Source organism: Mesorhizobium sp. WSM4904 (assembly GCF_029674545.1).
In the GTDB taxonomy this organism is placed as follows: Bacteria; Pseudomonadota; Alphaproteobacteria; order Rhizobiales; family Rhizobiaceae; genus Mesorhizobium.
This window is the reverse complement of sequence record NZ_CP121354.1, coordinates 6,442,622-6,461,727: the sequence shown is the minus strand read 5'-3', so window position 1 is coordinate 6,461,727 and position 19,106 is coordinate 6,442,622. Positions and strand designations below refer to the sequence as shown.

The following is a 19,106-nucleotide window of genomic DNA, read 5'->3' as shown; positions in this document are numbered from 1 at the left end:
AGAATTGATTCCATCTGGGCGTCGGTTGTTCTAGTCTCGCGGACGTAAATGTTGGGAAGGTTGCGACAATGCTGCTCAAGGATGAGGTTGGAATGCTGCAACGCGTTCCCTTGTTCTCCGGCATAGAGCTGGCAAAACTCAAGCTGCTTGCGTTCACATCCGATCGCGTAAGCTACAGTGCCGGCCAGATCCTTTTCCGGCAGGGCGACGAGGGAGATGCCGCCTATGTCATCCTTTCAGGCAAGGCGGATATTTTGGTCGATTCCGACAGCGGACCGATAAAAGTTGCCGAACTGGTGCCAAATTCGATCGTTGGCGAGATCGCCATATTGTGCAACAGCAGTCGCACCGCCACCGTCAGAGCCGCGAGTCCGCTGGAAGCCTTGAGAATCCGAAAAGATCATTTCCTAAGGCTTATGAGGGAGTTCCCGGACATGACCATCGAGATGGTGCGGGTCCTCGCCGATCGCCTGAGCCATACTACCGCAGATCTGATCGACGCACGGAGCGCCAAGTAACCAGCGACGCGCGCCTGATCCTCGCCGTCGTGACGACGCCGGCTAGCATGGGTGACTGGACCGCAAAGGAGCAGCATGGAGGACGACGTTTTCCTGGTCAGGTTTTGGGGGGTGCGCGGCAGCATTTCGGTATCGGGGCCAGAATTCTCCCGTTATGGCGGCAACACGATCTGCATTGAGATGCGATGCGGAAAGCATACGCTTCTGTTCGACGCGGGCTCCGGCCTGCGACCTGCCGGCGGGGCACTTCGGGCGTCGGGCGTGACCGATTTCGACCTGTTTTTCACCCATTGCCATTACGATCACATCATCGGGCTGCCGGCCTTCAAGCCGATCTACGACCGGAGCGTCAAAGTCAGGCTCTGGTCCGGCCATCTTGCAGGGCGCATGACGACCCGGCAGATGGTCGATGAGTTCATGCGGCCGCCGTGGTTTCCGGTGACGCTCGATATCTGCAAGGCAAGCATCGACTGCCGCGATTTCATATCCGGAGACGTGCTTCGGCCGCGGGAAGGGGTGGTGGTCCGAACCGGCAGTCTTAACCATCCGGGCGGCTGCATAGGCTACCGGGTCGAATGGGGCGGCCGCGTCGTGGCAGTGATCACCGACACCGAGCACGAGCCGGGCAAACTCGATCAGGCGGTGCTCGGCCTGATCGTAGATGCCGACCTCGTCATCTACGATTGTGCGTACACCGAGGAGGAAATGGAACGCCGCCGCGGTAACGGGCACTCGACATGGCAACAGGGCGTCAAGCTCTGCGAGGCGGCCGGTGCGCGAGAGCTTGCGCTGGTTCACCACGATCCGGCACGCACCGACGAGGAACTGGACGAGATCGAGAAACTGGCCAAGGAGAGATTTGCCGGAGCTTTTGCCGCGCGGGATGGCCAGACTCTCAAATTTCCAGTCTCATTGCACAAAAAGCGCTGAGCTATTTTCCTCTGGCAGCGCTACGCCCGATCAATGTCCTGATCGGAAGCCATGCGCAGGCTTCAGTCTGTGCGGTGACTGTGAACAGCCGTTCGAGGAAAAGCCAGGCCGACTCATCATGTACGAGATGGTGGGTGAGCAGGCCGACTGGTTCGCCGCCGTCGAATGCGTTCCGCAATTGCGCGATGATGGTCTGAACCAATATGCCGTGATCGCGGCAGCCGCGCGTGCCATGCCAATCCATGATGTCGACATTGGTGTTGACGACCGTCAGCGAAGCCGGCCTCGGCGGCCCAAAGACCGACAATGCCGCAAATCCTATCGATTCAAGGTCGGAAACCAAGCCGGCGTCGATCCTGTTCCAGGGTGGCACCAGCATCGGAACGGCACGTGCGCCGTGAAGGCCGGTTACGTGCGACAGCCCGCGAGCCAGATCATCGAGCACCGCCTCGCGTGGCCGATGCGCGCCGAGCTCCTGCTTTTTCTGGCCCTTCGGCGCATGATTTCGGTGGGCCCAGCCATGGATGGCGACCGTGGCATGCGGCGCCTCGTCAAGCCGAACGACAAGCTTCTCATCAGTCAGGGCCGGAATGACGGCCAGAGTGACCGGAACCGCGGATTCACAGGTGAGGGCGAGCAGTCGATCAAGCGCAGGCGTCGGATCCACGGCGTCATCGTCACGTAGCCAGAACTCAGCCTTGCGGTCCGCCCGTTGCCAGCACGCCAGTTCTTCCACCAAGAGTTGCCAGATCTGATCGGATGTCATGAAACCGGGATCTTCGCAAGAAGTTCGGCCAGACGCACCGCTGCAGCATTGAGGGAACGTTCTTCGAGGATGAAACGTCTGGCTTCTGCGGCCATGATGGTTCTTTCCTCGTTACGAGACAGCAGCCTTTCAATGGCACAGGCGAACGCCGCCACATCGCCCGGCGGGGTGAGAAACCCGGCCTGGCCATCCCGCACGACCTCCGGCACGCCGGCGATGTCCTGGGCCACCACCGGAAGGCCTGCGGCCTGTGCTTCAAGATAGGCAACGCCATAGGCCTCGCCGAAACCCGGCCAGACGTAAATTCCCCCACTATAAAGGACGTCGGGCACGGCTGCTGGCTCGATCGCGCCAAGCCAATCGATACGATCGGCGGGCAAGCCGGCGAATTGCGCTTTGACCTCTTCGCGGGCAGGCCCGTCGCCCACGACCGACATGGTCCAGGGCAGGTGGCCGATCGCACCGAGCGCTTGCGCCAGCATGCGGTAGCTGGCGACTTTGTCGCCCGGGCGCATCATGGCGACGGTAACGAGGCGCGTCGGACAACCCCGTGCTGGTGTTTCCCTGAATAACGACGTGTCGATGAAGGGCGGCAGCATGCCGAGAGTGGCACCGGGTATCGCATCTGCCAGTCCCTGACGATCCCTTTGCGTGAAGCAGATGTTCAGCGCCGCTTGTTCGACGGCCCATGCCACCAACGCTTGCGTGTCGGCCCACAAACCGGCGTTGCGTCGCCTCGAATAGGAGGCTTCCGCTGTCAAATAGGGAACGCCAAAGGCCGACGCCAGCCCGGGCCCGATCAGGTCGGGCGCCTTGTAGTAGGGATGGTAGGTAAACCAGAGATCGGGCTTGCCGTCGCGATCCCAAAGCCTTGCCAGCCGCGCGGCTTCCTCTCGGGCTTCGATCGTAAGCGCATCGAAACTTTTTGGCTCCGGTTCGCGTAGATAGAAGCGTAGTTCGGATGCTAGTTCGACGCTATGCCCTCCATGCTCCAGAGCCTTGATCAGCATCCTTGCCATCTGGCGGTCGCCGGAGGCAACGGAATGATTGGGTGACTTCAGCGGCGCATAGAAGGCAATTCGCATCGCCGGACCCTATCATCGGAAAGCCGGCGCAAGTCAATTTCGAAGCATGATCGACTTCACTCTTCAAGCAGGGGAATGTGCTATCTGATGCTCATGGAAACAGCTGCCGCGTCCGATCCGTTTGTCGCTTCCCTGCCGGTCTTCGCAAAGTTCGAAAGCGTTGCCGATATCGACAACTACCGACCTCTCCCCGATGGCTGGGCGCTGGCCACCGCCGACATCGTCGGCTCGACCAAGGCGATCAAGGCCGGGCGCTATAAAACCGTCAATATGGCCGGTGCCAGCGTCATTTCGGCGCTGCTCAATGCGCTGGACCGGCAAGATCTTCCGTTTGTCTTCGGCGGCGACGGTGCGCTCGTGGCGGTTCCCGGCTCGGCGCTGGAGATCACCCGCAACGCGCTGGCGGCCGTCCAGAGATGGGTGGCGGACGAACTGGACCTAACCTTGCGTGCCGCAATCGTGCCGATAAAGGACATAAGAGCGCAAGGCCTCGACGTTCGCGTGGCGAGGTTCCAGGCGTCCGAAGCGGTCCTCTATGCCATGTTCGGCGGCGGCGGCAGCAGTTGGGCGGAAGCCGAGATGAAAGCGGGGCGCTACCGGATCGATCCTGCGCCCGCCGGCGCGCGGCCGGATCTGACCGGCCTCTCCTGCCGATGGAACCCGATCGAAGCCCGGCACGGGGAAATCGTCTCGATCATAGCAATCCCGGGGGCGTCGCGCGACTTGCGCGGTTTTCAGTTTCTGGTTTCCGACATCATCGCACTAGCCGGCAGGCAGGAGCGCGATGGCCACCCGGTGCCGGTGAACGGGCCGGACTACAGTTTGATACCCGCCGGTCTTGATATCGAGGCGCGGGCCACGGCGTCGGCAGGACGGCGGTGGCTGGCGAAGCTGTGGGTGATGTTCCTGATGACGCTTACGGCTGTCACCGATCGATTTGGCTGGACGATCGGCGGTTTCGATCCGAAGGTCTACAAACGCGACGTGGCCAGCAATTCGGATTTCCGGAAGTTCGACGACGGCTTGAAGATGACCATCGACGTTGACGCGGATGTGTTGCAACGGATCGAGAACCGGCTGAAGCAGGCGGAAGAGGCGGGCATCTGCAACTATGGCCTGCACCGCCAGAAATCGGCCTTGATGACATGCCTGGTCGCTTCGCCGCTGCAGCGCGATCACCTTCATTTCATCGATGGCGCGGCCGGCGGCTATGCGATGGCTGCCGCAAGCCTGAAGGCGAAGGTGCCGGCTTGATGACGGCTTGCGGAAACCGATCTTCCGCAATATGCCTCGGCCATGGTCTTGGGACCAAGTGAGCTTCGGCATGCGAGCGGACAGCCTGTCCGAATTGACGGGAAGCAGATTTTTGGACGCCTCAGGATCGATATATGACCGTCTTCTGAACCGGATTTCGACGCGCGCCGCGCAGGTCGGCGTGATCGGACTGGGTTATGTCGGGTTGCCGCTGGCGGTTGCGATCGCGCGAGCCGGCTTTCCGGTTTCCGGCTTCGACATCGAAGCCCAGAAGGTCGAGAGCCTGAATAACGGCCAATCCTACATCGAGGCGGTGACGTCGACAGCCCTTGCCGGCCAGGTGGCGAGCGGACGATTCCGTGCCACTGCGGATTTTGCCGAACTGGCCGTCTGCGAGGTCATCATCATCTGCGTTCCGACGCCGCTGACGAAAAACCGTGAGCCGGATCTCTCCTTTGTCAGGAACACGGCAGGCACCATTGCGAAACATCTGCGTCCCGGCCAGCTCGTCGTGCTGGAATCGACTACCTATCCCGGCACCACCGACGACGTGATCAAGCCCATACTGGAAGAAACCGGCCTGCAGTCGAAGATAGACTTCTTCCTCGGCTTCTCGCCCGAACGCGAGGATCCCGGCAACCGCAGCTTTGAGGTCGCGACGATCCCCAAGGTCGTGGCAGGCGACGGCATTGAAGCGGCGACGCTCGTGCAGGCTTTCTATCAGGGCGTGGTCAAGACCGTCGTTCCGGTTTCCTCGACGGCGACAGCGGAGGCGGTCAAGCTGACGGAAAACATCTTCCGCTCGGTCAACATCGCCCTCGTCAACGAGCTGAAGGTCGTTCTCGGCGCGATGGGCATCGACATCTGGGAGGTGATCGAGGCGGCAAAGAGCAAGCCCTTCGGCTACATGCCTTTCTATCCTGGCCCCGGACTTGGCGGGCACTGCGTTCCGATCGATCCCTTCTACCTGACGTGGAAGGCGCGCGAATACGAACTGCCGACCCGCTTCATCGAGCTGGCGGCAGAGATCAACACGGCCATGCCGCGTCATGTCGTCGATGAACTCGCGAAGGCGCTGGACCGGCGCTGCGGCAAGGCGCTCAGCCGCTCGCGCATTCTCATCATCGGGCTCGCCTATAAGAAGAATGTGCCCGACATCCGCGAAAGCCCCTCATTGCGGCTCATTGAACTCATCGAGGAATGGGGCGGCAAGGCGGAATTCCATGACCCGCATGTTACCGAGATCCCGACCACCCGGGAGCATATGGCGATCAAAGGGCGCCGCTCGGTCGAATTGACCAAGGCAGCCTTGAAGGATTTCGATGCTGTCGTCGTTGCAACCGACCACGACGCGATCGACTATCAGACGATCGCTGATCACGCCCTTCTGATCGTCGACACACGCAATGTTTTTGGCCGTCTCGGGCTGGTCCGAGAGACGGTGGTGAAGGCTTGACGGCGTCTGAGCCGGCGAATTTTTGCCAGTGTCAGGATCGTGGTTGCACTCTGCCGGCTGCCTCGCCACATAACGCAAGCAGAACACAGATGCATTTACGCCTTCTTCTTGGCTGCAACGATAGTGATCCGGGAAATGCTTCGCCGCTTTTGCCGCCGAGGCCGGCCTCGTTGACTTCGGGTATCTTATCGTGGCGTCGTTGGCGGACTGTGTTATGGCAGAACAGAGGGTAATGGCTCCGTCTTCGACGGGTTTCGAGATAGCATGAGCACATCGCAAGCAGAAATTTCCGCCATTCTCATGGATAAGGTTGCCGATTGGCTGACCCACTCGGCACTGGCGGGCAACGACCTGGAAACATTGGTAAATGGCTTTTGCGAACGGCTGGCTGCTGCCGGCCTGCCGCTGAAGCGGGTGCATTTGAGCTTCTCGATGCTTCATCCGCTTTATGATGCGCTCGGCTTCACCTGGGTTCGCGGCCAGGGCATGGAAGTGGAAGGCTTCCGCAAGCAGGCCGGCGTGCCGTCCGAAAGATTCCTGACCAGCCCATACTACCATCTGCTCAGCAATAAGCTCGACCATCTGCGACGCCGGCTCGACCCCTCGGTGCTGTCGGAGTTTCCTGTTTTCGATGACCTGCGGCTTATGGGCGTCACCGATTACATGGCTTTCGTCCATCCCTTCAGCGGCAACACCAGTCAGGGCATGATGGGGTCGTGGTCCACCGACAGCGCCGCAGGCTTCAGCGAAAGTATGATTTCGGCGCTGCTGCGCATCCAGAGCCATCTCGCTATCGCCACCAAGATGGCGGTGCTCACCAAGCTCGCCGACAACATGATGACCACCTATCTCGGCGGCGACGCCGGCAGGCGCGTACTTGACGGCCAGATCAAGCGCGGCGAGGGAGATACTATCCGGGCCGCACTGGTCATGGGGGATATGCGCGGGTCGTCAAGGCTTGCCGAAACCTCCGGTCGCGAAATCTATATCGATACGCTGAACCAGTTTTTCGACGCCGTTGCTGCACCGTTCAATCGCAACGGTGGGCAGATCATGAGCTTCATAGGTGATGGCTTCATTGCCATCTACCCTTGCGAAAGGCACCGTTCGCAGTCCGAGACCGCCTGCCAGGCTGCTCTTGCGGCCGCCCACAAGGCCAGCGCGCGTATGATGGATCTCAATCTGCGCAGAAAGGAACAGGGGTTGTCCGACATAAAATTTGGCATCGGCCTGCATGTCGGCAACGTGATGTTCGGCAATGTCGGGCTTACCGACCGGCTTACATTCTCTGTCTTCGGTTCGGCTGTAAACGAGGTCCAGCGCCTCCAGACCCTGACCAAGAAATATCCGCACAGCGTTCTCGCCAGCAAAGACTTCGCCGGCTATTGCGGCGCCAACAGCTGGCTGACGCTCGGCAATGAGGAGCTGGCTGGCATCAAGCAGAAGCTGACGGTGCTTTCACCCGATCTGTCGGGCGCTCTCGCACTCGATGAAGACGGTGCGCTGGAGCCGATTTACGACCGAAGATCGGACGCCGAGCAGGTCATGCTGCTTCATCGCGATGCCGCGCGCATGGCGGCGGGCGACCCAAGCAAGATCCAATAGCTGCCACGATCTGATCCCCACGCTTTTGGCAAACAGTGCGGTCGCCGGCTCCGCCACTGGCGACCGTTTCGAAATCCAAGTTGCTCTGGGCTGGCAATGCGCTAGTCTCGCTTTCTGGACTTGCCAGAGTGGGGCTGGTGCGAGAATGAATTCTGGTGTCGATCTGCTGCGGATCGAGGACGTAGGCATCTCTTTTGCCATTGTCGGGGGGCCGTTGCATGCCGTCAGGCGCGCAAATCTTCGCGTGCTGCCGGGCAAGGTCACCGCGCTCGTGGGCGAGTCAGGTTCCGGAAAATCGGTTCTCAGCCAGGCAGTGATGGGCATTTTGCCGAACTCGGCCCATGTTCGCGGCCGCATCCTGTTTTCCGATCCTGAAAAGCCCGGCAAGACGCAGGATATCCTCAAGATGCCGCGTGATGGACCCGAAATCCGGGCGTTGAGGGGCAGCCGCATCGGCGAGATCTTCCAGGAGCCGATGACATCGCTGTCGCCGCTGCACACGATCGGCAACCAGGTCAGCGAATCCCTGCGGATTCATACGCCGATGACTCGGGCGGAGCGCAAGGCGCGGACCGAGGAAATGCTCAGCCTTGTCGGCTTTCCCAACCCCAAGCGCGCCTATGACATGTACCCCTTTGAACTTTCGGGAGGATTGCGCCAGCGCGCCATGATCGCCATGGCGCTTATCTGCCGGCCCGCCCTGTTGATCGCCGATGAGCCGACGACGGCGTTGGACGTCACCATCCAGGCGCAGATCCTGCAATTGCTGCGCGGGCTTCAGACCAAGCTGAACATGGCGATGCTGCTGATCACGCACGACCTCGGCGTGGTTGCCAATGTCGCCGACGAGGTGGTGGTCATGTATCATGGCGAGATCATGGAAGCGGGACCTGTCGAAGCGATATTCCGCCGGCCAGGCCACCCTTACCTGAAGGGGCTGATGGCAGCCGTTCCGCATTTCGAACTGAAGCCAGGCGAAAGGCTAAAGGCGCTGCGCGAGGTGCCGGTAAATGTCGGCAACCTGCTCGGCAAGCAGACGGCGCCGTCATCGAAGGGGCCGGACGACATCCTGCTGTCGGTCAGGGATCTGAAGAAGACCTTCACCATCCGCAAGTCCGGATGGTTCGGCGGGGACCATCAAACCTCTGTTCGCGCCGTGGACGGCGTGAGCTTCGATATCAGGCGGGGTGAGTGCCTGGGTCTGGTCGGCGAAAGCGGTTCCGGCAAAACCACCGTCAGCAAAATTCTCATGCGGGCCGTAACCCCTAGCGGCGGCTCTGTGATCTTCAACGGCCGCGATGGACCGATCGACGTCCTGGCAGGCGAGGGCGAGGCCTTGCGCACGCTGCGCGCGAAAATCCAGATGGTCTTCCAGGATCCGGTTTCATCGCTTTCACCTCGCATGACGGTGGAGAACATCTTGAGCGAGCCGCTGGAAATCCATCAACGTGGCAATGCCGCGTCCCGACTCGCCATGGTCAAGAGCCTGATGCAGGCAATCGGGCTCGATCCGCGCTTCATCAAGCGTTATCCGCACAGTTTCTCCGGCGGGCAGCGTCAGCGTATCGGCATCGCGCGCGCGTTGGCGCTGGGGCCTGAACTTCTGATCTGCGACGAACCGGTTTCGGCGCTCGATGTCTCCGTCCAGGCGCAGATCCTGAACCTTCTGAAGGACCTGCAGAAGGAACTGGGCCTGACCTACCTGTTCATATCCCACAACCTGGCGGTGGTGGACTACATGGCAGACCGCATCGCGGTGATGTGCGGCGGGCGCATCGTCGAGCTTGCGCCACGCGAGATTCTGCTTAGGAAACCGATCCACCCCTACACGCGCTCACTGGTCGCCGCAGTGCCTTTCCCCGATCTCGACAGGCCGATGGATTTCAAGACGCTGAAGCTCAGCGGCGCTTCCGACACGAGCGCTTGGGGACCGCAATTCCGCGACGAGGGCGGCGAGGATATGCTGTCGCCGCTCGATCTTGGCGGCGGCCATCTCGTGCTGGCCCGACGTTCGGCCAATGTCAGCGAGTTGCGCCATTGATCAGCCGGCGCACCGTCCTTGGACTTATGGCTTCGGCATTTGTGCCGGGCACGTTGCGTGCCGGCGATCTGGAGCCGGAATTTCTTCAGCCGCTGCTGAAGGCCCTGGCGGTACCGGCGCTCGCCGAACGCTTGCCCAAGAACCCGCGCGTGTTGAATCTCGCTGCGATGGGCCGACAGCCAGGCCAGTACGGCGGCACGCTGCGCACGATCATCGGCAGCCAGAAAGATATCCGGCTGATGACGATCTATGGGTATGCTCGCCTGGTCGGCTATGACGAAAAGCTCAACCTGCAACCCGACATTCTCGAAAGTTTCGACGTAGCGGATGACCGCGTCTTCACTTTCAAGATACGGGAAGGACATAAGTGGTCCGACGGCAGCCTGCTGACGCCGGAGGATTTTCGCTATTGCTGGGAAGATGTCTGGCTCAACGATGAGCTTTCGCAAGGCGGGCTCGCCCCGGCCTTGCTGGCGGACGGCAAGCCGCCACGCTTCGAGATCGTCGATCCTTTGACGGTCCGCTACAGCTGGGATGCGCCCAATCCCGATTTCCTGCCCAAGCTCGCTGCTGCTTCGCCGCTATCGCTTGTCCTGCCGGCCGCCTATCTCAAGCAGTTCCACAAGAAATACCAGGATCCATTCCGGCTCGCCGGCCTGATGGAGGAGAACAGGGCCAAGAAATGGACGCTCCTGCATATCCGCATGTCGCGTCAGTATCGCCCGGAGAACCCGGAACTGCCGACTCTCGATCCTTGGCATAACCGGACCAAGCCGCCGGCTGAGCAGTTCATCTTCGAGCGCAACCCGTTCTTTCATCGAGTAGACGAGAACGGTCGGCAACTGCCTTATGTCGACCGGATCGTCATGAATGTCAGCTCGTCGGCGATCATTTCCGCCAAGACCGGTGCGGGCGAGAGCGACCTGCAATGCATGGGAATCGACTTTGCCGACTACTCCTTCCTGAAGGACGCGGAGAAGCGCTACCCGGTGAAGATGCATCTTTGGAAACGCACACAGGGTTCGCGGCTGGCGCTGCTGCCCAATCTGAATTGTGCCGACAAGGTGTGGCGTGGCCTGCTTCGCGACGTGCGCGTGCGCCGCGCACTTTCGCTTGCTGTCGACAGGCGCGAAATCAATTTGGCCGTGTTCTACGGATTGGCGCAGGAGAGTGCCGATACCGTCCTGCCGGAGAGCCCACTCTACCGGCCGGAATTCGCGAAAGCCTGGGTCGCCCATGATCCCGACCAGGCCAATGCCCTGCTCGACGAGGTCGGGCTTCAGACGCGTGACGATGACGGCCTGCGCATACTGCCCGATGGACGCCCGGCGCAGGTCATCGTGGAAACGGCCGGCGAAAGCACGCTGGAAACCGATGCGCTCGAACTCATCACCGATCACTGGCGGCAGGTCGGCATCGCCCTGTTCGTCCGGACTTCGCAGCGAGACATCTTCCGCAGCCGCGCGCTTGGTGGCGAGATCATGATGTCGATTTGGTCGGGCATCGACAATGGCGTACCGACCGCCGACATGAACCCGTACCAGTTGGCCCCCACCATCGACGACCAGCTGCAATGGCCGCTCTGGGGCGCTCACTACCTGTCTCACGGCACGGTCGGCGAGGCGCCCGACCTTCCGCCTGTGGTCGAGCTGATGGCTTTGCTCAAGCGCTGGAACGCATCGACCAAGGCTACGGAGCGCGCCGAAATCTGGAATTCAATGCTGTCGATCTACACCGACCAGGTGTTTTCGATCGGCACGGTGAACGGAACGCATCAGCCGATTCTGGCGTCCTCGCGGCTGCGCAATCTGCCTGACAAGGCGCTCTACGGCTACGACCCGACCGCCTATTTCGGTGTCTATATGCCGGACACATTCTGGCTTGGAGAGTCCTGAGCGTGCTTCGATATATTGTCTGGCGCATCGCCGTGATGGTTCCAACGCTGCTGGTCATATCGGCGCTGGTGTTCACGATCATCGAACTTCCCCCAGGCGACTATTTCGACAGCTATGTTTCCGAACTTCGGGCTCAGGGCGAAGCGGTGGATTCCGATCGCATCCAGATGATGCGCAAGGAGTATGGTTTCGACAAGCCGCCGGTCATTCGCTACTTCTACTGGGTCGGCGGGATGCTACACGGCGATTTCGGCTATTCCTTCGAATATGAGCTGCCGGTTCGCGATGTCATCGGTGACCGAATGTGGCTGACCGTGCTGGTTTCCTTCGTCACGATCATCTTCACCTGGCTCATCGCCTTTCCGATCGGCATGTACTCCGCCACGCATCAATACAGCTGGGGCGACTACGGCCTGACCTTGTTCGGCCTTCTAGGCCTTGCCATTCCGAACTTCATGCTGGCGCTGATCCTGATGTATTTCGCCAACATCTGGTTCGGCACGTCCATAGGCCATCTCATGGACCAGCAATATCTCGGCGAACCGATGAGTTGGGCCAAGGCGAAGTCTATCCTCGCCCATCTCTGGATCCCGGTCTTGATCATCGGCACCGGGGGCACGGCAAGCATGATCCGGCGGCTGCGCGCCAATCTGCTCGACGAGCTTCACAAGCAATATGTCGTGACCGCGCGCGCCAAAGGCCTTCACCCCTTCAAGGCGCTGGTCAAATATCCGCTGCGCATGGCACTCAATTTCTTCATTTCAGACATCGGCTCCATCCTGCCGGCCATCATCTCCGGCGCCGAAATCACGGCGATCGTGCTGTCTTTGGAAACGACCGGGCCGATGCTGATCAGGGCGCTGCAGAGCCAGGACATGTATCTGGCAGGGTCGTTCCTTATGTTCCTCGCCTTCCTGACGGTCATCGGAGTCCTGATTTCCGACCTGGCGCTGGCGCTGCTTGATCCGCGAATTCGCTTGCAGGGCGGCAGCACCAAATGAACACGCAATCGCCGCTGCCCGCTCCGGGTGCCCCGCTGCAACACTACGTATCCATCGCGCCCTTTGACCTGCAGTCGGTCGAGGCGATGACGGCGGAGCAGTCGAAGGTCTTTCAGGCGTCGCAGTTGCGGCTGATGTGGTGGAAATTCCGACGGCACCGGCTTGCCCTTATATCCGGCATATTCCTGGTAGCGCTCTATCTCGGGATACTGATCTGCGAGTTCCTGGCGCCCTACAATCTGCACACGCGCAACATGGACTACATCTATTCGCCGCCGCAGCAGGTGCACCTGTTCCACAATGGCCAGTTCGTCGGGCCGTTTGTCTATGGCCGCCAGATGACGCTGGACATGGACACGCTCAAGCGAAACTACACCGATAAACAGGATGATGTTCAGCGGATCCGTTTCTTCTGCAAGGGCGACAGTTACCGGTTCTGGGGCCTGATCGAAGGCGACAGGCATCTTGTCTGCCCTGCCGAGAACGGCCAGCTCTTTCTGGCCGGCACCGACAGGCTGGGACGCGATGTGCTCTCGCGCATCATCTATGGCGCACGCATTTCACTGACAATCGGCCTTGTCGGCATCGGTTTCAGCTTCCTGCTCGGCATCGTCATCGGGGGGCTGGCCGGCTATCACGGCGGTATCTTCGACCTGATCGTTCAACGGATAATCGAGGTTCTGCAATCGATTCCCAGCATCCCGCTATGGCTGGCTCTGGCGGCGATCATGCCGATAACCTGGAGCCCGATCCTGATCTATTTCGGCATCACCGTCATCCTCGGGCTGCTCCACTGGACCGGACTGGCGCGGGCCGTGCGCTCAAAACTTCTAGCCTTGCGTGAGGAGGATTACGTTCTGGCCGCGCAATTGATGGGCGCCAGCAGCGGCCGCATTATCCGGCGGCACCTCATTCCGGGCTTCATGTCGCATCTGATCGCGACGGCGACGATCTCCATACCCGGCATGATCCTGGGCGAGACGGCGCTGAGCTTCCTGGGGCTCGGCCTGCGGGCGCCTATAACCAGCTGGGGCATCCTGCTCACCGAGGCGCGCAGCGTCAGCGTGATCGCGTTCTATCCATGGCTGCTTTTGCCGATCCTCCCCGTCATTCTCGTCATCCTGGCGTTCAACTTCCTCGGCGACGGCTTGCGGGATGCCGCGGACCCCTACAAGTGACATCTCCATTCCGCCGCATGCCGGGCCGCAGACTCCAACTGGCTTGTCGGCGGCCTGTTCGGTTGTTGCAGCGTTCACCGTTCGCCTCTATATGCGGCGAGGCTGGATCGGGCCTAGCACGTCACTGTTGCGTTTCACCCTGGTCCCGCGCATTGCCGATCTCTTGAGCTGGTTCAGGACACACAAACGCATATGAGCCGCCTCGAGAGTTTCATCCGCAGGTTGACCGCGCAGCGCGACATTCTCGATCAAGTCTGCGCGGAGGTGGCGAACATCGAGGGCCCCATCATCGAGCTCGGCCTCGGCAATGGCCGGACGTTTCATCATCTGCGCGAGCGCCTGCCCGGACGCCGGATCGTGGCGTTCGACCGCGCGCTTGCCGCACACGCCAGCTCAATTCCCGAAGCTGAAAACCTCGTGCTCGGCGAAATACGCGAGACGGCAACCAGGTTCTTTGGCATCGACGCCGCTCTTGTTCACGCCGATATCGGCACCGGCTATGAAGATCTCGATGCAGTGACCGCTACCTGGCTTCCCGATCTGACCGCGCGCCTGCTTCGCGTCGGCGGCATCGCGGTCAGCGGCACGCCGCTCGATCACCCGCAGTTGCAAGGCCTCCCGCCGCCGCCCTCGGTGCCCACCGATCGTTATTTTATCTGCAGGCGCGTGTGAGGGGCGAGAAGTCTTCAGGGGATCGTATAGACCGCTATCTCTCGCTCGATGCCGCGCAGCGAAACCTCGTGGGGCTCCGGCTTCAGCGCTTTCCTGCGCAGCAGATCGGCGGTGAGATTGTCGTCGACCACCGCACGAGTGGCGAAGATCGCCTGTGCGTTGGCAAGGTTCTGGACTCGCGAAGCGATGTTGACCGTCTGGCCGAAATAGTCCTGACGCTCGTTCATGGAAACGGCGATGCAGGGGCCGGCATGGACTCCGATCTTGAGCAACAGGTCCTCGCGCCCGCTCTTCTCATTGAGCGCACGCATGGCATCGCGCATCCTGAGGGCCGCGGCAATCGCACGATCAGGCGTCGCGAAGGTCGCCATCACAGCATCACCGATCGTCTTCACCACCGCGCCTGCCTCCGCCGCGACGATCTCGTGCAGAACCTGGAAATGCTCGCGCACGAGATCGAAGGCTGAAAGGTCGCCCACCCGCTCATAAAGCTCGGTCGATCCGCGCAGGTCGGTGAACAGGAAGGTCAGGCTGGTGATCTTCAGGCGCTGGTTGATGTCGAGCGTATCCGTGCGATAGAGATCGCGAAACGTCTGGTTGGTGAGCAGGCGCTTGGCGGTCAGGAAGGGCCGGCGTTTTCCCAGGAGATCATGCAATTCCTTTCCGGCGATGAAGACCGTCGGCAGCACGCGGGTGTCGGTCCTGTTTTCCAGCGAAATGCGCAACGGGCCGGGCTGCATCTCCAGCGTCTGGCTCTGGATATGCTCGCGGTCGAAGACCAAGGAGAGGCTTCGGCGCTCCCTTGTCGGTTCTCCCTTGACGTCGATGAACTGCACTGAATGGGTGACCGGCTCGAAGACGATGATGAATTCGGACGGAAGCTGCACGGGTAGAACAGCCCTTTCGCCGGGCGCAAGCTCGATATCCTCCAGCGAGAACGCTTCCATCGTCTTGGCGAAATCCTCTTCCGGCAGATCGACACCGGACGCCCAGTAGATCTGGCGGAAATATTCCACCAACGGCAGTTCGTGTGGATTGTGGGCGGCAATCTTGCGCACGCGAGGACTGACGGTGAATGTCACCTCGACCATCTCGTCGAGGGTCGGCGAATAGCCCTCGGCGCACAGCGAGCAGGTGTACTCGTCCTTCTGCAGGGTTTTCAGCGTGGCGTTGGTGTCGAGCACGCCGCCACAACCGGGGCACAGAACATTCCAGGAAATGTCGAAGATGCCAACCCGCGCAGCATGGAGAAAGGCGCCTATGGCGCGCTCCTCATCAAGGCCATGCTTGCTGGCGAAGGCCAGCGCATTGATGCGGCAAAGCTCACGGTCCCCGCCTTCCGCGATGGTTCGCTGGATCGCGTCGATTGCCAGTGGATCGACATCTGGTGATTGCCGCAGAAGCGAGAACAGATCCTGAGCTTCGTTCATCGTGCAGGCTCCGAAAATGCGCCCAAGCCATGTTGACCGGACCGCTCCTTGGTCTGGCCGCTGCATTTTACTTCGAAACGGACAGTACGGCCATTCGAATAGACAAGCCTGGTGACAGTTCAATTCCATCCGGCAGATTTTCACCGGCCGCAAGCGGCACTATGATGGTCCACGGGCGTTCATCTTTGGGGCTTTCTCCCATGCCGACATCCGACAATCCGCCATTTCCCGCGACTCTGCGCCTTTTCTCCGTGGTGGTGATCATCGTCCTGATCGTGGGCGCGGGCCTGTTTTTCGCGCCTATGCTGGTCAAGCCGCGCTGGCCTTGGGCCGTCACCCCGTTCAATGCCCGCTTCCTCGGCGGCTTCTACACCGCCGAAATGGTCGTGATGGCGGCGCTGCTGTTCTGGAATCGCTGGTCGCCCGGCAGGCTCGTGCTCGTCATGGCCTTCATCTTCACCGTCATCGTGTCGGCAGCTTCGTTCATCAATCTCGGTTATTTCAACTTCGAGCGCAAAGCGCCCTGGCTCTGGTTTTTGGTCTATCTTGGCTCGGTCGCGGTGTCCGGGCTGTTCCTGTGGCGGGCCAGGGACCGTCCTTCTGCAAAGGGCGTCACCTTAAACCCGGCATGGCGCAGCTACATGCCGGTGGAATTGGCGATCCTCGGATTCTATGGCATCGGCCTGTTGCTGTTTCCCCTGACATTCAGCAGCTTCTGGCCATGGCCGGTCGATGCCTTCCACGCTCAGGTCTACAGCGCCATCTTCCTCGCCGGTGCGGGCGGGATATATCTCGTCTTGAGAAGCGCGCCGCGCGAGGAACTGCTGGTGCTGGGCCTGGCGCAGTTTCTGGTTGGCCTGCTTGCCATCCTTGGCCTCGTCATCACCGACGCTGCGGTGCACCGGATCAACTGGACGGCGACCGGGACGTTGTGCTGGCTCGCCCTTTTCGGCTGGATCTGCATCAGCGGCGCCTTCAAGCTCTACGCCGCCTCCCAATATTTCAGCTCGCAACCGGCATCGTAGGTTAAAGAGACGGCTGGATTTTCAGGTGAGGTCCGGTGCATCGTGTCGGACCGATTGCTTAGAGCATTTCACCGTTTCAAAGGAAACGGCGAACTGCTCTATCTCTTTGTGCTGACGCAATTCCGGGCGGAAAACCGCTTACACTTTTCCTGGAATTGCTCTAGCCGGGAACGCCATGACCAGCACGACCTCGCCATCGTCCGAGAAGATCCGGCCACAGCTCCGACCCGTCCGGTCAAGCGATGCGGAGGCGCTTTGCGCTATCTTCAACATGCCGGGCTTCCGCTGGGGCACGTTCAGGATGCCCTTCGAAAGGGTGGAGCAGGTGGAGCGGCGCATCGCCAAGTCCGGCCAGGAAACCACCTGGATCGTTGCCGAGGTGGACGGCAGGGTCGTCGGCCATGGCAGCCTGGTCGCACAGGACTCGCCGCGCCGTTCGCATGTCGGCGAGATCAATATCGGCGTCGACGATGCCTTTGTCGGCAAGGGCATCGGCTCCGCCATACTTGGCGCGCTGCTTGACGTGGCCGACAACTGGCGGGCCCTGAAGCGGGTCGAATTGACCGTCTATGCCGACAACGAACCGGCTATCCGTCTTTACACAAGCCACGGCTTCGAGATCGAAGGTCGGCATGTGAAGGCCGGTTTTACCGACGGGCAGTACCACGACCTCCTGAGCATGGCACGACTGCGGTTCTAAGATTCGCTGTTTCCCTTGGCGTTTGCACCACATGGGGCTAGACGGGACCAATGACCGCCGTCGCTGATCCAACCCCTACGCCTCCGACGGAAATTCTGGCCGTGCTGTCGCTGCTCTGCCCGGAAGTCGTGCGCGACATTGAGCAGAATTGGAATGCATCGGTTTCCGACTATGCCCGCCATCTGTGGCGGCCGGTGGCAAGGCCTGCCTCGGGCCCGGCAATCGCTGCCCGCTCGATCCTGCGCGACGTCCTGCGTCAACGCCTCGGTGCGATTATGCAGCCCGAGGAGATCGGCAAGGCCCTCGAAGAGTTCGAGCACAGACCGGTGATTCAATCCGGCCTGCACTGCCTGCTTCTGATGGACCGGATCACCTTCGATGCCCTCCTGCTTGCCTGGATCGGCGCGGTCGAAAACGGGCTGTCGGCCTTCGTCAATTTCATGGGAACGACGATGACCATGGAAACAGTTGGCCGGGAGGGGCCGGGATGGCTCGATGTCGGCGACGATAAGGTCAACCTCTTTGGCATGGGGCGCCACAAGCTGTGCCGCAAAAGCGCCTGCGTGGCCGGTCCCGTCTCCCTCAACAAGCGCGCGCTCGAAGCGGTGGGCGATGAAACGGACGCCAGCCGCTGGCTGGGCACTCTGCTTGCCCGTCAGGACAAGGTGTTTGGAACCGCCGCCGACGGGCTGACAGCCCTCAACGAGGCTCTGGTCGCCAATTGGGATCGTTCCGGCATGACCGTTCCCGTCTTCATCGATGATCGGCTCGCCGCCGCCGCCATGGCGCGGCATCTGGAACATGACGGCAGCCTTCTTTCCAGGCTGCTCATCGAACCCGCAAGACGGCAGCGTCTCGAACAAGCCTTGCAGGAGGCCGCATCGGGCCCATTCGGCAGATTCTTGCCCAATACCACGGACTATTTCTGGGGCATCCGCGAGGAGCGCGTGCGCAGGCTCGTCCTCGAGAACGGGCACCTGATCGAGCCTGACAGGCCGCATGGTCTTTCCATCCCGTTCGAGCGGCTGCATCTCAGGCAGGCGCTGCTCGGCGGCGTGCTGCTGCCGAATTTGTTCCTGATGTTCCTCGTCCTCGCTATCTTGCCGCGGGTAAGGGTCGTGGGCGGCCTGAGACAGATTGGCTATGTAGCGCTTTTCCACTCGATCCTGCTGGCTGTACTGGACGAAAACGCGCCGGAAGAGCGCGATCTGGCCGCGGAACTGCAAGTTCGGGAAAATGCCTGGGGCACGCGGGTCATCGATGAAAAGATTTCGGTCCGCGAGCAGCTTGCCGGCCTGCCGGAAGAAGCACTCTTCCCGCACCTGCTTCGGCAATACCGATTGCGGACATTTGCCGAGACGACCGACGACCTGAAGCTGGTTCGCGAAAACGCCCGATGGCGCAAAATCGGCCAGGCAGGAATCAAGGCGACCTGAACACCGGCGATGATCGCGGGCGTGCGGTCGGTGGAGGCGTCGTCGACGCCTCCCAATCCACCATTTCCTGATCGAGCAGGCTATCGAGCGCGCTCTGCCACCGGATCCGCGTCG

At 61.0% G+C, this 19,106-nt stretch carries 16 protein-coding genes; 13 read left to right on the top strand and 3 right to left on the bottom strand.

What is annotated here, in order from left to right:
• The first annotated feature begins 68 nt into the window (after positions 1 to 68).
• Together QAZ47_RS31220 and QAZ47_RS31215 are read left to right on the top strand one after the other, a co-directional pair.
• The gene (locus QAZ47_RS31220; protein WP_278204765.1) at positions 69 to 518 is read left to right on the top strand and encodes a cyclic nucleotide-binding domain-containing protein; all 450 of its coding nucleotides are present in this window, start codon (positions 69 to 71) and stop codon (positions 516 to 518) included.
• Positions 519 to 593: 75 nt separating this feature from the next.
• Positions 594 to 1,448 (top strand): MBL fold metallo-hydrolase, encoded by an 855-nt coding sequence (locus QAZ47_RS31215; protein ID WP_278231947.1) that lies wholly within the window; start codon positions 594 to 596, stop codon positions 1,446 to 1,448.
• A 1-nt stretch (position 1,449) separates the two neighbouring features.
• On the opposite strand, the gene QAZ47_RS31210 is transcribed toward QAZ47_RS31215, so the two are convergent.
• The gene (locus QAZ47_RS31210) at positions 1,450 to 2,214 is read right to left on the bottom strand and encodes a polysaccharide deacetylase family protein (protein ID WP_278204763.1); all 765 of its coding nucleotides are present in this window, start codon (positions 2,212 to 2,214) and stop codon (positions 1,450 to 1,452) included.
• Positions 2,211 to 3,299, bottom strand: a complete 1,089-nt coding sequence (locus QAZ47_RS31205; RefSeq protein ID WP_278231946.1) for a glycosyltransferase family 4 protein — start codon at positions 3,297 to 3,299, stop codon at positions 2,211 to 2,213. Before QAZ47_RS31205 ends, QAZ47_RS31210 begins: the two co-directional genes overlap by 4 nt.
• A 75-nt stretch (positions 3,300 to 3,374) precedes the next feature.
• On the opposite strand from QAZ47_RS31205, the gene QAZ47_RS31200 reads away from it, so the two are divergent.
• From QAZ47_RS31200 to QAZ47_RS31165, 8 genes are all read left to right on the top strand, one after another.
• Positions 3,375 to 4,553, top strand: a complete 1,179-nt coding sequence (locus QAZ47_RS31200; RefSeq protein WP_278204761.1) for a DUF3095 domain-containing protein — start codon at positions 3,375 to 3,377, stop codon at positions 4,551 to 4,553.
• A 112-nt stretch (positions 4,554 to 4,665) separates the two neighbouring features.
• Positions 4,666 to 6,009: a nucleotide sugar dehydrogenase gene (locus tag QAZ47_RS31195; RefSeq protein ID WP_278204760.1), complete on the top strand. Its 1,344-nt coding sequence runs from the start codon at positions 4,666 to 4,668 to the stop codon at positions 6,007 to 6,009.
• A 264-nt stretch (positions 6,010 to 6,273) separates the two neighbouring features.
• Positions 6,274 to 7,614: an adenylate/guanylate cyclase domain-containing protein gene (locus QAZ47_RS31190; protein WP_278204759.1), complete on the top strand. Its 1,341-nt coding sequence runs from the start codon at positions 6,274 to 6,276 to the stop codon at positions 7,612 to 7,614.
• Between the two features lie 145 nt (positions 7,615 to 7,759).
• The gene (locus tag QAZ47_RS31185; RefSeq protein ID WP_278204758.1) at positions 7,760 to 9,655 is read left to right on the top strand and encodes an ABC transporter ATP-binding protein; all 1,896 of its coding nucleotides are present in this window, start codon (positions 7,760 to 7,762) and stop codon (positions 9,653 to 9,655) included.
• On the top strand, positions 9,652 to 11,550 hold the full coding sequence (locus QAZ47_RS31180; protein ID WP_278204757.1) for an ABC transporter substrate-binding protein: 1,899 nt from the start codon (positions 9,652 to 9,654) through the stop codon (positions 11,548 to 11,550). The genes QAZ47_RS31185 and QAZ47_RS31180 overlap by 4 nt, the downstream gene beginning before the upstream one ends.
• Before the next feature lie 2 nt (positions 11,551 to 11,552).
• Positions 11,553 to 12,551 carry an ABC transporter permease gene (locus tag QAZ47_RS31175; protein WP_126090193.1) on the top strand — a complete coding sequence of 333 codons (999 nt, stop codon included), beginning with the start codon at positions 11,553 to 11,555 and terminating at the stop codon, positions 12,549 to 12,551.
• Positions 12,548 to 13,729, top strand: coding sequence for an ABC transporter permease (locus tag QAZ47_RS31170; RefSeq protein ID WP_278204755.1), 1,182 nt, complete (start codon positions 12,548 to 12,550; stop codon positions 13,727 to 13,729). The genes QAZ47_RS31175 and QAZ47_RS31170 overlap by 4 nt, the downstream gene beginning before the upstream one ends.
• A 192-nt stretch (positions 13,730 to 13,921) precedes the next feature.
• A complete protein-coding gene (locus QAZ47_RS31165) occupies positions 13,922 to 14,401 on the top strand; it encodes a class I SAM-dependent methyltransferase (RefSeq protein ID WP_278204753.1) in 480 nt (159 codons plus the stop codon).
• 14 nt (positions 14,402 to 14,415) lie between these two features.
• Here the strand turns inward: QAZ47_RS31165 and QAZ47_RS31160 are convergent, their stop codons facing one another.
• Positions 14,416 to 15,831 carry an adenylate/guanylate cyclase domain-containing protein gene (locus QAZ47_RS31160; RefSeq protein WP_278204752.1) on the bottom strand — a complete coding sequence of 472 codons (1,416 nt, stop codon included), beginning with the start codon at positions 15,829 to 15,831 and terminating at the stop codon, positions 14,416 to 14,418.
• A 29-nt stretch (positions 15,832 to 15,860) separates the two neighbouring features.
• Here QAZ47_RS31160 and QAZ47_RS31155 point away from each other — a divergent pair, with 29 nt between their 5' ends.
• The 3 genes from QAZ47_RS31155 (at position 15,861) to QAZ47_RS31145 (ending at position 18,992) form a co-directional block, all read left to right on the top strand.
• Positions 15,861 to 16,856, top strand: a complete 996-nt coding sequence (locus tag QAZ47_RS31155; protein WP_278231945.1) for a hypothetical protein — start codon at positions 15,861 to 15,863, stop codon at positions 16,854 to 16,856.
• Positions 16,857 to 17,031: 175 nt separating this feature from the next.
• Positions 17,032 to 17,556, top strand: a complete 525-nt coding sequence (locus QAZ47_RS31150; RefSeq protein ID WP_278204750.1) for a GNAT family N-acetyltransferase — start codon at positions 17,032 to 17,034, stop codon at positions 17,554 to 17,556.
• 50 nt (positions 17,557 to 17,606) lie between these two features.
• Entirely contained in the window at positions 17,607 to 18,992 is a 1,386-nt protein-coding gene (locus tag QAZ47_RS31145; RefSeq protein WP_278231944.1) for a hypothetical protein, read from the top strand.
• Positions 18,993 to 19,106 lie beyond the last annotated feature (114 nt).